This window comes from Mycoplasma sp. CSL7503-lung, assembly GCF_025515455.1.
GTDB lineage: Bacteria > Bacillota_I > Bacilli_A > Mycoplasmatales > Metamycoplasmataceae > Mycoplasmopsis.
The window spans coordinates 1-17256 of the sequence record NZ_JAOPHP010000013.1 but is presented as its reverse complement, the minus strand read 5'-3'; the positions used below and the strand labels follow the sequence as shown (position 1 = coordinate 17256).

The 17256-nt window shown below is 24.2% G+C and carries 12 protein-coding genes; 8 read left to right on the top strand and 4 right to left on the bottom strand.

Annotated features, from left to right (window positions below; all coding sequences use genetic code 4):
• Positions 1 to 65: 65 nt before the first annotated feature.
• Genes ftsH through N9R85_RS02295 form a run of 4 tightly spaced genes read right to left on the bottom strand, consistent with a single transcriptional unit; the run spans position 66 to position 5938 of the window.
• The gene (ftsH, locus tag N9R85_RS02310) at positions 66 to 2081 is read right to left on the bottom strand and encodes an ATP-dependent zinc metalloprotease FtsH (protein ID WP_262858418.1); all 2016 of its coding nucleotides are present in this window, start codon (positions 2079 to 2081) and stop codon (positions 66 to 68) included.
• A 23-nt stretch (positions 2082 to 2104) separates the two neighbouring features.
• Positions 2105 to 2992, bottom strand: coding sequence for a tRNA lysidine(34) synthetase TilS (gene tilS, locus N9R85_RS02305; RefSeq protein WP_262858417.1), 888 nt, complete (start codon positions 2990 to 2992; stop codon positions 2105 to 2107).
• Positions 2976 to 3530 carry an aminoacyl-tRNA hydrolase gene (gene pth, locus N9R85_RS02300; protein WP_262858416.1) on the bottom strand — a complete coding sequence of 185 codons (555 nt, stop codon included), beginning with the start codon at positions 3528 to 3530 and terminating at the stop codon, positions 2976 to 2978. Before pth ends, tilS begins: the two co-directional genes overlap by 17 nt.
• Positions 3530 to 5938 (bottom strand): ATP-dependent DNA helicase, encoded by a 2409-nt coding sequence (locus N9R85_RS02295; protein WP_262858415.1) that lies wholly within the window; start codon positions 5936 to 5938, stop codon positions 3530 to 3532. Before N9R85_RS02295 ends, pth begins: the two co-directional genes overlap by 1 nt.
• Before the next feature lie 251 nt (positions 5939 to 6189).
• Between N9R85_RS02295 and N9R85_RS02290 the strand changes: the two genes are divergently transcribed.
• From N9R85_RS02290 to N9R85_RS02255, 8 genes are all read left to right on the top strand, one after another.
• Positions 6190 to 7608: a DnaA ATPase domain-containing protein gene (locus N9R85_RS02290; RefSeq protein ID WP_262858414.1), complete on the top strand. Its 1419-nt coding sequence runs from the start codon at positions 6190 to 6192 to the stop codon at positions 7606 to 7608.
• A 137-nt stretch (positions 7609 to 7745) separates the two neighbouring features.
• A complete protein-coding gene (locus tag N9R85_RS02285) occupies positions 7746 to 8867 on the top strand; it encodes a DNA polymerase III subunit beta (protein WP_262858413.1) in 1122 nt (373 codons plus the stop codon).
• Positions 8867 to 9079, top strand: a complete 213-nt coding sequence (locus tag N9R85_RS02280; protein WP_262858412.1) for an RNA-binding S4 domain-containing protein — start codon at positions 8867 to 8869, stop codon at positions 9077 to 9079. Before N9R85_RS02285 ends, N9R85_RS02280 begins: the two co-directional genes overlap by 1 nt.
• Before the next feature lie 606 nt (positions 9080 to 9685).
• The gene (locus tag N9R85_RS02275; protein WP_262858411.1) at positions 9686 to 11281 is read left to right on the top strand and encodes a DUF2130 domain-containing protein; all 1596 of its coding nucleotides are present in this window, start codon (positions 9686 to 9688) and stop codon (positions 11279 to 11281) included.
• A gap of 225 nt (positions 11282 to 11506) precedes the next feature.
• Complete coding sequence (gene cas9, locus N9R85_RS02270; RefSeq protein WP_262858410.1) at positions 11507 to 15073, top strand: type II CRISPR RNA-guided endonuclease Cas9; 3567 nt, start codon at positions 11507 to 11509, stop codon at positions 15071 to 15073.
• A gap of 87 nt (positions 15074 to 15160) precedes the next feature.
• Positions 15161 to 16057: a type II CRISPR-associated endonuclease Cas1 gene (gene cas1, locus N9R85_RS02265; RefSeq protein WP_262858409.1), complete on the top strand. Its 897-nt coding sequence runs from the start codon at positions 15161 to 15163 to the stop codon at positions 16055 to 16057.
• A gap of 4 nt (positions 16058 to 16061) precedes the next feature.
• Positions 16062 to 16367, top strand: coding sequence for a CRISPR-associated endonuclease Cas2 (gene cas2 / locus N9R85_RS02260; protein WP_253282260.1), 306 nt, complete (start codon positions 16062 to 16064; stop codon positions 16365 to 16367).
• Positions 16367 to 17128: a hypothetical protein gene (locus tag N9R85_RS02255; protein WP_262858408.1), complete on the top strand. Its 762-nt coding sequence runs from the start codon at positions 16367 to 16369 to the stop codon at positions 17126 to 17128. The genes cas2 and N9R85_RS02255 overlap by 1 nt, the downstream gene beginning before the upstream one ends.
• Positions 17129 to 17256 lie beyond the last annotated feature (128 nt).

The window sequence follows — 17256 nt, the reverse complement described above, 5'->3', positions numbered from 1 at the left end:
AAAGAGGTATTCAAACCTCTTTTTTATTCTTTTTCGCCTTGTGTATAGGCTTATAAATTAAAAGTTTAGTTGTTATTATCTTCTTTCTTATCACTTGTAGTTTTTATTAATTCATCTAAACTTAGTTTATTTTCTTCATTTATAGTCTCTTCAGAAACTGTTTCAGGCAATTTAAGATTCTTAGCTATATAATCAATTTCTTCTGCTATAATTGTTTCTTTTTCGAGCAATGATGTTTTTATTAATTCTAAAAGTTCCATATTTTCAGTGATAATTTTATGAGCATGATTTTGTGCTTCTAAGATAATTTTTCTAATTTCTAAATCAATTTCATGACTTATTTGATTTGATAAACTACTATTTGTAGCTAATGTTTTTCCTAAGAAAGGACTACCTTCTTCGCTTTGATATTTAATTGGTCCTAAGTCGCTCATTCCAAACTCAGTAACCATTCTTCTTGCTATATTTGTAGCTTTTTCTATATCATCAGATGCACCGGTTGAAATTTTGTTTTTACCATAAATAATCTCTTCAGCCGCTCTACCACCCATAAAACTTGCTATCGAAGCAAGTAATTCTTCTTTAGAATAATTATATTTTTCATTTTCTGGCATCATAAGATTGTAACCACCAGCTTGACCTCTAGGAATAATAGTAATCTTTTGAACTTTATTTCCACCAGGTGTTTTTAGCCCCACAACTGCATGCCCTGCCTCATGATATGCAACAGAAGTTAACTCTTCTTTTGTAATTGTTCTTGATTTTTTAGCAGGTCCTGCCATAACCCTATCGATTGCTTCATCTATTATTGATAGAGTAATTAAATTAGTTTTTTCTCTAATAGATAATAAAACTGACTCGTTTATTACATTTTCCAATTGAGCACCCGAAAACCCTGGTGTTCTTTTTGCTATGTTTTTAAAATCAATATCTGAAGAAAATCTTTTTCCTTTTGCATGTAATTTTAAAATTTCTGCTCTTTCTGATACATCAGGTAAACCAACTGTAATTACTCTATCAAAACGACCTGGTCTAGTTAAAGCAGGATCTAGAACATCAGTTCTATTAGTAGCTGCAACAAATAATAATCCGGAATTCTCTTTTATACCATCCATTTCAACTAACAACTGGTTAAGTGTTTGTTCTCTTTCGTCATGACCTCCACCTATACCAGATCCACGAGTTCTACCGATAGCATCTAACTCATCAATAAAAACTATTGCAGGAGAATTTTTTCTTGCTTCAGCGATAACTTGTCTAACTCTTTTTGCACCCATTCCCACAAAAAGTTCAACAAAACTAGATGCAGAAACAAAATAAAACGGAACGTTAGCTTCACCGGCGGTGGCTTTTGCTAATAATGTTTTACCAGTACCTGGAGGACCTCCTAAAAGAATACCACGCGGCATTCTAGCACCGGATTCTTCATATTTTTTCGGAAACTTTAAATAATCAACTATTTCCGAAATTTCTTCTATAGGTTCTTTATTTCCTGCTACATCACTAAATTTTTTATCTGATTTAATTATTTGGGCAGGGCTTTTATCTCCAAAAGCTCCCCCTCCTTGACCATTCATTGATCTCATTTGATATCTAGTTAACAACACAATTGCACCGATTAAAATCAAAGTCGGAACTAAAGATATAAAGAATGATCCTCACATACTTTGAGACGGAGTTTTTACGGAAGATAATCCGATTAATGATTGTGAAGTTCTCGCTACTACTTCACTATTAGCACCTAAAAATGAATTATTAATCAATTCTGAAGATTGAGTATCAGAACCCCCTAAAACAATCTTAAGTAAATTTAACGATCCATAAGTTTGGAAAGTTTTAACGCCTAATTGTCCATCATTAAAGGAACCTACTATCGTATTTTCAAATTGGTTAACGTTTATACCGATAAAATATTTATCGTCACTTTCGTTTGTTGCCGCTTCTTTAACTTTGTCGGCAAAAGCAGTAAGTGAAATTTGTTCGTATTTTTGACCAGAAGTCAATTGGCTTCAAACAAAATAAATAATAATGCCTAAAACAACAACGAACAAAATACCTGTTCATATTTTTTTATTTCTCATTTATTCCTTTCATATTATGTTATTTAAATTATAGAGTTTTTTATAAATAATTTTCAATTTTTTTTGCTCAAATAAAACTTATTATTCAACTTATAAGTTTTATTATTTGTTTTAGACAAAATAAATTCAATAATACTATTTATTTTCCTGCTAGATAGATTTATTTCATTAATGTTTTCGTTTAAAAATTTAAAAATAATTTCTTCTTTATGTTTTAGTGATCTAAAACATTCAACCGAAAAATCATTTTTTTCTCATTTGTAATATTCATTGTATATTTTGTTTTTTTTATGTTTTAAAAAAAAGTTTTTATAAATGATTTTAGCAACTAAAAACAACTTATAAATTTTATATTTGTTTTTTAATTCGTTTCTTATTATGTTTCGCGAATATTTATTTGTTAAGTTTGTGTAATCTATATGAAAAGGAATTTTTTTAGATAAACTTTTACTTTCGATAGTGCTTTTAAAATACCTAAACAATAAAGGTCTCAAAATATTCATTCCATAAATATTGTTGGTTTTTTTTATCCCAAAATATAACGGCTTACGATCGCTATTAATTTGCAATATGGAAGTTTCTAAAAAATCATCTATGTTATGTGCAACCATTAATAAATTGCACTTATTTTTATCATAAACACTTTTAAAAAAAGTATACCTTTCATTTCTTGCTCATTCTTGAAAATTTCCCGAAATATAATCCTCTTTTTTTAATTCCAAAACTTCTAATTTTATATTATTGTCTAAACAAAAATTTTGAACTATTTTTTGGTCTTGATAACTATCTTTTCTTTGATTGTAATTAACATGCGCAACAACCACGTTTTTATTTTTAAATTTATTTAAAAGGAACATACTATCAGGACCGCCAGAAACAGCAATTAAATATTTTTTATTTTTTGTTAACATTAAATTTATTCATTATTGTGTAAATATCATTAAAAGCAAAAGAAATTGCTGTTTCTGCTGCCAAATCAATAATAGGTAATATTTTTTCTATTTCATTCGAAGAAAATTTACCTAAAACAAAATCTTTTAGTTGACCTTGATGAGGAACATTAATACCTATTTTCATTCTCTTAAAATCAGAAGTCCCTAAACTATCTATGATGCTTTTAACTCCGTTGTGGCTACCGCCACTACCGCCTATTTTTATTGCAGCTTTCGTTAAATCGTAGTCTTTATCGTCGTGAATAACCATAATATCTGAATTATCTATTTTGAAAAAATTTTTTAATTGTTGAACAAAAGTTCCTGACAAATTCATGTATGTCATAGGTTTTGCAATAACTATATCATCAACTTTAACAAAAATACCATTAAATTTTTCCTTATTCAATTTAACGTTTAATTTTTCACAAATTCGATCAACAATCAAAAATCCCACATTATGTCTTGTGTACTTATACTCTTCTCCAGGATTACCTAAACCAACTATTAATTTCATTATTCCTCCAAGCCTAAAAATTCTTGCATATTTGTCACTTTTTGTTCTTTTTTTGAAAATCTGTTAATAAAAATTGATGAATAAATGTTTTCGTTAAGAGCAAAAATAGTTAAATCTTTTTTCGCTCTAGAAACAGCGGTATAAACAAGTTTTCTATTTAACATACCCGAATGTTCTTTGTAAACTACAAAAATAACCGAATCATTCTCACTTCCTTGGAATTTATGAACAGTTATAGCATATGCCAAATTAATTTCTGCAGAAAAATCTTCTTTATTATATTTAACTTCTAGGTTTTTTTCGCCTATTCTAAATTTAACAAAAATTTCTTTTTCAACTTTATTTTCTCTAACCGAACTAATAACACCTAAATCACCATTAGAGACGCCTATTTCGTTTTTGTTAACTAATTGTATTACTTTATCACCGACCTTATATTCAACAACTTCACCATTAATTTTAGAAGTATGAACAACATCTCCGTTTGGATTGTATTTATTTTGAATTGCTTTATTTATCAAATTAATACCAAATCCACCTCTATAAATAGGACACAATACAACAGTATTAAAAATTCCGTATTTATTAACTTTTTCAATAAACAATGACGATAGGTCATCAAAAGGTTTTTTACTATTTCAAACATTAACTTGATTTCCTGTAAAACCTTTTGCTATATATTCGATTCATGAATCAGAAAAATTATAAACAAATTCTTTATATGTATTTTCCGGATTTAGTAATAATTTTTGTTTATAATATTCAATAATTTCTCTATCAGAAATAAATTCGGCAAGTTTTTTGTTGATAAAAAACTTAAAAAAATCCATAAAATAAGGGTTCTTTGAATCTCCTAAAGCGTTTATAAAATTTATATAATTTTTAATTTCTTCAGAATCGCTCCGGTAAATCTTATTTAAGAAAACACAAGGTATTTTACCGCTCTCTATTAGATCGTTTAAAATTATCCCAGGACCTATCGCCGGAAGTTGATTAGAGTCACCAATTAATATTAATTTTTGCAAATTAGAGCATGACTTTAAAATCTTATGAAAAATATTAATGTTGACCATACTAAACTCATCTATAACTAATATTTTAATATCGTTAAAATCAATATCTGTTGAAACGTCTTCTTTATCATTTTTTATCCTTAAGAAACTATGTATTGTTCTAGTCGGAATTCCATGTTTACTAGAAATGTTTGAAGCTGCTCTACCTGTTGGAGCTAAGATATAAAAATCATTCTCTTCCTTAAAATCATTTAATTTTAAAGTATTATAGATGTGTTTTATTATCAAACTTTTTCCGGTGCCAGGCATGCCGGAAATTATACTTACACCACAATTAGAAATCATTTCATACGCTAATTTTTGATCGTCGGATAAATACTTCAATTCTTCTTGCGGCTCTTTTTGAAGAATTAAAACACTATTTTGATTAATGAAGTTTATTTTATCAATAATAAATTTTTCTTTTTCTCTCATTTCTATTCTTGAGACAGAATTCTCTTTAGCAAAAAGTGTTCCATCCTTAATTTTGCTTATTATAAAACCGTTGATTACTTCTTTAATTTCAATACTGCTCGATAAATTAGCAAATTTAATTACCGAAATAATCAAATCGTTAATATTAATGAAAGTTGAATTATTTTCTTCTAAATTAAACATTGCATAATCAATATAAGCATAAATTCTCTGCTTTGAAAGTGTTTGGTAACCCAAAAGTAAAGCGAAAGTATCTATTTCATTAATTGGTATGTCGTATTTTTCTCATAAATCATAAGGATTTTTAGATTTATATAACTCTATAAAATTAGGGTTTGAGTCATTTTCATGAATTTTTGTTAGCAATGTGAAAATTTTCTGCAAATCATTACCGAAAAAGAATTGAATATTATCTTGATATTCTTTAGTATTTTGATTAATCAAATTATTAATTTTTAACATTTGTTTTTCATTCTTTTTAAAATAACTCAATATCTTTTCGTAGGTATTCTTAGGAATAATTTTCAAAATCTCAATAGCTTTGCTTTCGTCAAAGAAAACTTTTATAACATCTTTACCAAATGCGTCTAATATTTTTTTGCTAGTAGCCTTTCCGACAGACGGTATTTTATTAAGGTGTGTGTTAATTTCAGAATTAATATCTATTTCAATTTTAACAGGGATGTATTTTACTAACTTAAAATTTCTTTGAGCTTTCACGATTGTTACTTCGTATTTTTTATTCAACTCAGGCATTTCTAAACCTGAACAATAAATCATAACTTGTTCTCTTGAATTATCTTTTTTAAATTTAAAAAAACCTCAAGAACCATTATCTGGTCCTTTAAGTTTTTCTGTAAATTTACCGATTAAAATATCTTCATTTTTATTTTTTATTTCATCATCTTTTTCGAATATCATATTATTAAATTATACATTTTTTTATAAATTTAATTAGCAAAATAATTTCAGGTTTTCCACATATTTTTACACATTTTTATAACAAAGATAATAACATATTTATCAACATAATTTTAAATATGTGGATAAATCACTAAAAATACTTTATTATAGATAAAAAAATTGTGGATAACTTTGTTTAAAACTAGTTAATTTACATTAACATAAATTATTAAGCTTTTATAAACTTAAAAAAGTTATAAAATTAGTATATGAATTTAATAAACCAATATTCAAAAGAAAATGAAGAAAATGTTTTATCAAACTACACTGAACAAGTTAAAAATTTTATGAAAGAACAAATAAACGATAATATGATTTGAAAAACTTTTATAAAAAATTTAAGTGTAACAAGCTACGATCAAAATATAGTAAAAATTTACATACCAAATGTTAATGAAATTATTTTAAAGGGTCATCAAAAAAACTTTGACGATTTATACCAAAAATGTATTATTAAAATTTTTGGGAATCAAGCAAAATATGAGTTGACCCATGTTAGCAAATCAGAAGAAACTAAAAAACTTATAAAGCAAAAAATAGAAAATAGTATAAAAGAAAATATTGCTGCAAAAACAGAAAAAAATCAATTATTAAATAATTTTCAAACAAGTTATACTTTTGATAATTATTTAAAACTAGATTTTAATAAAGAAGCGGTAGACATATGCAAGTCAATTATAAATGACAACAATGGGTTTTATATATTATACATTTCGGGGTCATCAGGCTTAGGAAAAAGTCATTTATTACACGCATTAGGAAACGAGTTTAAAAAAAATAATAAAAGTGGTGTGTACATAAGTCCAGAGCTATTTACAAGAAAGATTTCTGAAATGTATACCGAGAATAATTCTAAGAAAATTTCAAGTCTTTTAAATTTCTTTTCTAACTTGGACATAGTTATTTTCGATGATTTTCAAGTATTCGCGGAAGGACAAAAAAAACAAACAAAAAACTTTATATATCAAATACTTGACAACAGAATTCAAAACAATAAAATAACAATAATATCATCCGAAAATGAATTATTCGAATTGGAAAATCAATTTGAAAATAAAATATATACCAGATTGCAGTCTGGTTTGGTTACTAAGATAAACACACCTACTGAAGAAGATATGAACAAAATGTTACTTTTCTTATTAGAACAAAGAAATTTTGATACATCGATTCTTGATAACAATTCAATAAACTATATAGTTAGAAATCATATAGGCTCAATAAGATCTTTAATTGGTGCCGCAAATAGAATAAATGTATACAAAAGTTCTTTTAAAGAAAATGAATATGTAGAGGGTATTATTAAGAATATTTTCGAAAACATTATAAAAAATAACGATAATATTTCTCACGAAAATATAATTAAACATGTTGCTAAATATTACAGAGTAAGTTCAAAAGAAATATTAGGAAAATCAAGAAAAAAAGAAATAGTTATTGCTAGGCATTTATCCATAATATTAATTAAAAATATTTTGAACAAGTCATCCACAGAAATTGGAAAAATATTTAATAGAGACCATACAACTATTTTAAGTGCTCTGAATAAACTAAATGACGAAACACAATCACTATCTATAAATAAAACTATGAACGAATTAAAAAAAGACATATATGGGAAAAAGTAATTAGTTATCAACAATTAAATAAGTTGTGGATAAGTTCAAAAAGTTAAAAAAACAACAAAAAATATAAGTTTTTTCAGCTTTTTAATTATTTATTAACATATTAACAAAACATAATTATTTTAAAACAAAGGGGAAACATGAATTTTACAATAAGCAAAAAAATAATAGACGAAGCGATAGAGTTTTTATATTCGTTTATAGATCAAAATGATTCTTATTTACCACAAAGGGGGATATATTTAGAATTAGATAACGAAAAATTGACATTAATAAGTACAAGTTCTTCTATTTCAGGAAAAAGAATAATCGAAGTTAATGAAAAAGATTTAAAAGTAAAAAGAACAGGTAAAACATTATTAAATTCAATAATATTAAAAAATATAATTAAAAAATTTGATAAAGAAGTTACGTTTTCTGTAGAAGATAATGTTGTAAATATATTCGAAAATAAAACAAAATATACAATTACACAATTAGATTATAATAAGTATCCTAAAATTAATTTTGAAGATACAGAAAATTCATTTGAAATAAGTTCTGAATTATTAAATAAAGTTATTAACGATGTTTATATTTCTACAGCTCACTCTACAAATAATGAAAGATTAAATGTTGCTGTTTTTAGATGTATAAATATAAGTAGTAAAAGTGATGGTTATTTAAGATTCTTATCTACTGATTCGTATAGATTATCTACTGAAAAAATTAAAATTAATAAAATAAACGATATTAATATTAATATTGATGCTAAAAATTTAAAAAAATTAATAACAAAAGGTGTTCCCGAAAAAATAAATGTTTTTTATAACATTGATAAATTCGGGATTTCATATAAAGGTTCAATTATACAAACATCAATTTCAAAAATTAATTTTATTGATTTAAATAATTTATTAGAAATAAAATATAATAAAACAATTGAAATAGATAAAGAAGAATTATTAAAATTAATAAATAAAGTTGTATTTCACAACACAGAAAAAGCAAAAAAATTACAATTTAGTATTTCTAAAAATTCTATAAATATTACTTTTGAAATACCTGAAATAGGAATTAGTGAAGTTTCTACTAATAAACATAATTTAGTAGGGAAAGATTTTGAAATAGATGTAGATTATCAATTTTTAAAAGATGCAGTTTCTGTTTTATCAAACGGAGTTATAAAATTATATATAACAGAAAACGATGATAAAATATATTTAATTTCAGAAAATGAAAAAAACAATATTCAATTAATAACACCAATTAGGAAGTTTTAATGATAGTAAAAATAAGAGATGAATCAATTAAATTAGGTCAATTTTTGAAGAAAATCAGAGAAATATCAACTGGTGGTGAATCTAAATATTTTTTAGAAAATAATGATATTAAAATAAATGGTATAAAACCTATAGGACGCTCTACTAAAATACATGTAGGTGATACCGTTTGAATAAATGACACTTTAATAAAAGTTACCAAGGAAGATTAAGATAAAGGATTTTAAAAATTTATTTAATCTTTTTCATTGAGGATATAAACAACAATTCTTTAATAACGATAGATTTTACTTATACTAAACAAAATTAAAGAAAAAGAAGTTAAATTAAATATTTTAAATTCTTTGGTTAAACCCAAAAACAGTAGTATCTAGGAATTAGAATAAGAATTTAAAATTTAATTAAAAAAATATAATGAAATTATTGAAGTTTTACCCATATTACTAGGCATTAGGAAAAATAAATTAATTTTATATATCAAAAAAGAAAATAAATTTTATTAAATTATTTTTAAAAAAGACAATATTGAAATAGAAAAATATTTCTTTTTATTTAAAGAAATAGTATTTTTCAAGATTATTTCAAAAAATCAAATTAAAAATATTATCGATTATGTGTTTGATAATATACGCTAGTTTGTTTAACTCTCCATCAAAGTAAAAAATAAATAAAATTAAAAAAACTAAATACACTTTTAAAGAAGGAATATTTAGTTTTTTTAATTTTTTAAATATTTTAATAGAATCTTTTTAATTTTTTAAATAAACGCTTTTTAGTAATATGTATAATATTTTATATAAAACATTTTGGAGGTATCTATGAAAAAAATCAAAATCAAAATAAGTGATATAGAAAAATTAGAATTTATAGTTGAAGAAGATGCTAAAAAAGGGGATTATTTTACATTAAGTGATTTGTTGGATAACCAACAATCTATTATAGAAAGCGCAAAATCCGATTTAATTAAAAAGATAACTGATTCGTCAAAAAACAATTGAGAAAAAGAATGAAAAGTACAATATGATAACCTTAAAAAGGTAGAATTACTTGAAAAAATAAAAGAAAAAGAAGAAGAAGTAAGAGCAAAAACAAAAAAAGAACTTGAAGAACAAAAACAAAACGAAATTAACACTTTAAAAGATAGATTTAAAGAAGAATTGGCTAAAGAAATTCAAATTATTAAAGCCAAAGAAAAAGATTTGCTAAACTTTGAAATAAATAAGTTAAAAGAAGAAAATATTAAACTTAGTCAAGAATTAAAAAACAATGAAGTTGTTAAAAAACAAGAAATTCAAACACTTTTAAGTAAACAAGAAGTGTTGATTTCTCAAAAAACAACAGAAATAAATAATACATATCAAAACAAAATATTAACATTAGAAACAAATAAAAATAAACTAGAAGAACAATTAAAAATTGTTAAAGAACAAGAAACACATAAATACGAATCACAATTAAATGAAATTAAAACAAAATTAACAGAACAGTTCCATAATAAAGAATTAAATATGGCGTCTGAGTACCAAAAAACTATTGAAAAACTTAAGTTTGATAACGAGAGTTTAAAACAAAAAGAAAATGAATACAAGCAACAAATTAATGCATTAGAAATATCTGAAAAAAAACATTTAGATATCATAAATAAAAATGTTGGGTTCTCAACCAAACAAGTTGGTGAAAATTTTGAAAATAGTATCTACAATGTTTTAGAAGATAGTTTTGGTTTTATGGGTAACGAGATTAAGTTTTCTAAAACAACCGAAAATATAGATAGAACAAAACCTGATTTTGAAATTAATCTTTTTAAAGATAAAGAAAACATCGGAAATATCATTATAGAAGCAAAATCAAAACAAACCGAAACTGGAAGCACAACAAATAAAAAGCATTTACCTAAATTATTAAAAGACATGAAAAATTACAAAGGAACTTTTGGTGTTTTAGTAACAGAACTCGAACCAGAACATAACTTTTTATTTAAAGTTTATGAGGAATTTCCAAACATTTTTGTAGTTAGATTTGAAGGTTTAAAACCTTTATTACAATTATTAATTAACTTTATTAAAGAGAGATCTAATTTTGATAATACACAACTAGATATTGAGGAGCAACGTAATTTAATTGTTGCATGAAACGAAAAACACTTTAAAGCTATCGTTAAAGCTATGGCTAGAATAAAAGATGATTTTGATGATATAAATAAATTTGTAGAAAATATACAAAAAAACTTAGATGATTTAAAAGGATCGTTAGAAATTTCGATTAGTAAACATATTGATAGTTTTTCTAAGGCGATTGTAGGGTCTGCAAAAAGCAAATTATACAAAAACATTAAAAATATCGAACCAAGATTAACTAAGGAAAATTCTAAATATTTAGAATTAGATCCATATCTTAAATTAGAAGAAGAATAATGTTAAAAAACTCTAAGCACTTATTTTGTTTAGAGTTTTTTATTTTTAAAGTATTAAAAAACCCCTTTCGGGGCAAATTCGGCAGGCTATTAAAGCCGCCTTGTTTTAGCACTTTACTATTCTTAAGCAATACAATAGATTTAGTACATAATTATTTTAACATATTTTTTCAGATGTTGTAAAATATTTTATATATCAATTAAATATATTCCGAGAGGTTTAATTATGAATAAAGAAAACAAAATTATTGATGTTACATTGGGTTTTGACTTAGGTATCGGTTCTGTGGGGTGATCTATAGTAGATAATTCAAATAATGATGTGCTAGAATTAGGGTCAAGATTGTTCGATGAACCTAATTTAGCTACTGATCGTAGAGGGTATAGAAGTATCAGAAGAAGTATCAGAAGAAAAAGATATAAGAACGATAAATTTGATAAATTAATTTTTAAATATAAAGATATGTTTGGTTTAGAACTTAAAAATAGACACCAAGTTAATAATATTTATCAAGAAATGTCTTCTAAAAATCCAAATATAATTTTTGTTAAAAATAAAGCTTTAGATGAAGTTGTAGAAAGTAAAGAATTAGTATGAATATTACACGATTATTTACAAAATAGAGGTTTCTTTTATGAAGTTATTGAAGAAGAAAATAAAGAGAATTCTGAGAGTAAAAAGATTTCATACACAAATCAATTCGATTATCCGACTAAAGAACAATTCAAATTCTTTAATAAATTTGGTTACTTTAAAGGTTTAGAGCAATATGTTGATGTTAAATTTTCACATTTAAAATGAAAAAATGAAATTGAACACGTTTTAAATGATATTCAATCCAAAAAATATGCAAATAAACAATTCGAGGATTTTGTATCAGAATTTATGAATATTTATGATTCAATACGTGAATATGCTAAGGGACCTGGTAGCGAACATAGTTATAGTGAATATGGTATTTACGACTATAAAGAAGATGGAAAAACTTTATATCAAAAATATAACAACATTTGAGATAAAACCATTGGAAAATGTAGTATCTTTGTGAATGAAAATAGAGCACCACAACAATCTCCTAGTGTTGAGTTGTATAATTTATTATCTGATTTAAATAATGTTAGACACACTTTGGCTAATGAGTGAGTTTTATCAACAAATGATAAAAGAGATATTATAAATAATTTACTTAAAGACAACTTAAATGAAGGTAAAGTTAAAAACGTTACTTATCAAACAATTTTAAAATATTTAAAATCTTGAAACCTTGATTTTAATTTAGAGTTAAAAGTAGATGAATTTAAAAATGCAGATAAAAAAATAGCTTCGTTAGAATCTACAATTATTTTTATAAAAACATTTATTAAGAATGGTGCAAAATTAGATGACTTAAATGTAGATACAGTATTTGAATTTGCTAAAGGTTTAGATGATATTTTTGTTGTTATTTCTAACTATAAAGAAGTTGAAAAAAGAATTAAGAATATAAAAACACAACAAAATATACATTTTTTAAGCAAATATCTTAATACCGAAGAACAACTAAATAAGTTTATAGAAGATATAGCGAATAACCCTAAATTCAAGGTTTCTAAAACCCATTCTTTATCTTTTAAAGCAATTTATTTAGTTAATAAAGATTTATTAAACACATCTAAAAACTTATCTAATTTCAAGTTTGAAAAAGATTTTGATTTGTATAAAGAAATAAAAAAATATAACGAAGAGTTAGAGAAAGAAGGTCTTTTATCAACTGCATCTAATTCCAAATATATGGATAGTTCATTTTTACGTGATGCAGTTATTAGCCCGGCTGTTAAAACATCTTTAGCAGAAACAATTAAGGTATTCAATCAAATTTTAAAAGAATATAAAAATAAATATAAAATCACTAAAATAGGTCTCGAAATGCCTAAAGAAAACAATCTTAAATCTGAAAGAGAAGGAATAGATAAACAAAACAAGAAGAACAAAAAACGTATTGAAAAAATAATTTCTATATTAAAAGATAGCTACGGAATTACTATATCTGAAGATGATATGAATCTTAAAACAAAACAAAAATTACTTTTATATTTCCAACAAGATGGTTATGACGCATATAATGTTAAAGATAAAATAGATGTTAAAAAACTTATAGACGATCCTGGTTATACCGAAATTGACCATATAATACCATATAGTATTAGTTATGATGATTCCATGACTAATAAAGTTGTTGTTCTTAAAAGTACAAACCAAGCTAAATCGAATAAATTACCAAGCGAATATTTAGGGGTTCATACAACTGATTTTAAATTATTCAAAACTTTTTGAGCTGAAAATAACAACAAAAAGAACGATTTCTTTGATACTAAAAATAAAGAATATGATCGTAAGAAAGAGAATTTATTCCGTCTAGAAATCAATGATAAAGATAAAATTGAATTTGCTAATAGAAACTTAAATGATACTAGATATTCAAGTAAAGTTTTCTTAGAGAAACTAAATGAATATGCTAAAAGCCACGATAAGCAATTTAGTGTAGTTACATTTAGAGGAAAATATACAAGTATGTTGAGAAAAATGGGTGGTTTATCACTGAAAGATAGAGATCATTTTTCACACCACGCTATAGATGCTTCTCTATTGGCGATTTCGGCAAATAACTATAAACCTAATATGCAAAAGTTGTTATTTACACCTGAAAAATACTATATTGAAAAAGGTAAAGTGTATGATAGAGAAAGCGGAGAAAGTATCGGTTCTTTAAATGAATTTACACTTAATTTAAATAACATTTCTTCTATAGTAAGAGAGAAAATGAGCGAAAAAGATGGTGATGAAAATTCTAAATTGACTAAAACAAAAGATTCTATAATACAAAAAGTTCGTTATTCAAGAAAAGTCAAAAAAGACTACAATATCGAATTGTTTAATCAAACAACCTATAGTACAAAAGTTGATAAAAATGGAGATCTAAGAAAAATAGAGAAAAAATCAATTTTCGAGATTATAAAATATATCAACAACAAAAAAGAAGATAATATTGTTATGAAACATACAAACCCTGAACAATTAGATAGAATAAAAAATATTTTAGATAGTTATAAAGATTCCAAAAATCCATTTTTAGATTATACTTTAGACTTATTTAGAGAATACAAAGAAGAATTATGTATTGATCCCGAAAATTGAGAAAGAGAAGCTCGAAACTTTATAAATAATGATAGTAAAAAAGCGCTAATTATAAAAAATAAAAAAGGCTTTGACTATATAAAGAACGTAAAAATGTTTTCTGATAAAGTTAATGTAGATAATGTAAGTTTTATAAAAAATCAAAATAATAAAAGTTTTAAAGAATCATTTAAATGAGTAGCCTTATTAATTTATAAGAATAAAAAAGATAACTATGTTTTAATACCTGTTAATGCAAAAATTTATAAGTTTACTAATAATAAAAATGAAAACTTTTTTGATGAATCTGTATTTATTAAAGATAATCTAATTAAAGAAAAAGAATTAAAAAATATTCCTTTAGACAATAATATTGTAGATGTATATTACAAGGGAACGATGTTTATTAACGAAAACGAAATTGATGATAATAAAAAATTAGTTCATATAGTAGGCGCAGTTTCTTCAAGAAATACAATCGAATATAATTATTCTACGATGGTGGTTAAAAAAGAAGAATTGAAAGAAAACGAATTTGATAATAAAGAAAAAGTTATTAAAAATAAAGAGAGAAATAAACCTGCTTTAAATTCATTTTTAGCTAAATTTAAGAAGATTCATAAATCGGTATTAGGTTAAAAATATGGGACATAATAATATATTATGTCTCTTTTTTATTTTATTTGTAGTAATCTTATTTTGTCGTAATTACGACAAAGGAGGAAAATGAAAAAAATAATTGACGTATCACAAAGTGAATATGTATCATTATTTTTAAACAATTTAATTGTTAAAAATAGTCAAGGTAAAATTACAATACCAACTAACGATATTGAAACTGTCATATTTGAGAATACTAGAGTAAATATTAGTATGCCATTGATAAACAAATTAATTGAACAAGGAGTTAATATTATTTTTTGTGACCACAGACATTTACCAATTGCTCAAATAATACCGTTTAGTGGTTATTTTGATAATAAAGTTTTTAATTCACAAATTAATTGAAATGATGAATATAAGGGTAATACGTGAAAACATATTATCGAACTAAAAATATTAAATTCTAAAAATTTAATAAAATCTATCATTCCCGATTCAATTGAAGTGGTAAAAAAATTAATTGAATATCAAAAAGATATTAAACCATATGATTTATCTAATAGAGAAGGTCATGCAGCTAAGGTTTACTTTAATCTATTGTTTGGCAAAGATTTTAAAAGGGATAAAAATAATGCCAAAGACTTTGTTAATATTTGTCTCAACTACGGATATACTGTAATGATTGCGTATGTAAGTAGAGCGCTGGTTTCAAAAGGGTTTGATAATAGAATCGGTATTTTCCATAAAAGATTTGATAACAATATTCCGCTAGCTTGCGATATTGTAGAACCGATTAGATGTTATGTAGATAAAATAACATATGAAATAATTAAGTTACAAAAAGAAGATAACAACATAAATTTTAAAGACTTTAAAAAAAGATTTTTTGAAGGTTTACAAGAACATATTTTTGTAAATTCTAAAAGAATTAAAGTGGTTGATTATATTAATTTATTAATCAAAGGTTTATTAGAACACAAAAATATAAAGGAGTTAGAAATTGACTGAATTTCAAAATAGATATATGAAAATAATATTAATGTATGATGTTTCTATGGATGAAGATAATACAACCAATTATGCTAGGTTCAGAAACAATTTATTAAAAATGGGTTACATAATGATTCAATATTCAATATATGTTAAAACAATAGGGTTTAAGACTATATATGAATATGAAAAACAAAAACTAATGAAGATAATTCCGAAAAGATCGAATGTTAGAATATTATTGATTACAGAGACTCAATATTCTAATATTGATATTTTGTCTGGTGAAAAGTCGGCTAACGAAATTTATAACGAAAAAGAAAGGTATATAGAATTATAATGTTAAAAATAAGAAATTTGAATACAATCGGAGAAATAGAATATCAAGGAATTTTTGTTATTGAAACAAAAAATAGTGATAGTTTAATTTCAGATTTTTATAAATATGAATATGAAAATAACGAAGATGTTTTCTTAATAAATTCTAAAAGTTACTCAATACAAGATGCAATTATAATATCAAATCTAACAAAATTGACAGATTTATATAATTTGACATCAAAAAACATTTTGACTAAAATGATAACTAACGAAGACAATTTAAATATCGAATCAAATATTGATAAAACAAAATTTTTTAATTCGTTAGATTTAATTAATAACCAGGTAGGAGAAAATTTATTAGATTTGAATTTTGATAAAATTAAAATTTTAAAATCATTAATTTCATTTAACGATAGTATTTTTATTGATGAAACAACATTTTTAAAATGAATGGACAATTATGATTCTACTATCAAACCTTTTGTTATTTTAAAAGATTTAAATTTTATTAAAATAAGTAAACTTGAAAAATATATCAATAAGTTCAATATATTAATAATTAACAATGATTTGTTTGGTTTGGTTAATGAGTTTCAAGAATTAGAAATATGTTCTTTAGAAAATAATGGAAATTTAACACTAATAGATTCATATTTACCTTTACACACTTGAATTGAAAATAAAATTAATAATTTTCAACTTAATTGTGATGAAAGTTTTAATATCCTAAAAAATGATAAATTTTTAATAATTGAGTTGCTAAAGAATCTTAATTAAGGGGGGTCTGAAAACAAAATAGGTTAAAGCCTATTTTTTATTTTTCTCTTTTTTAAAAGAGTTTTGGAAAAATACAGAAAATCTAAAGGAGTTGAAATGAATTTATACAAAATTTGAAATCAAAATAA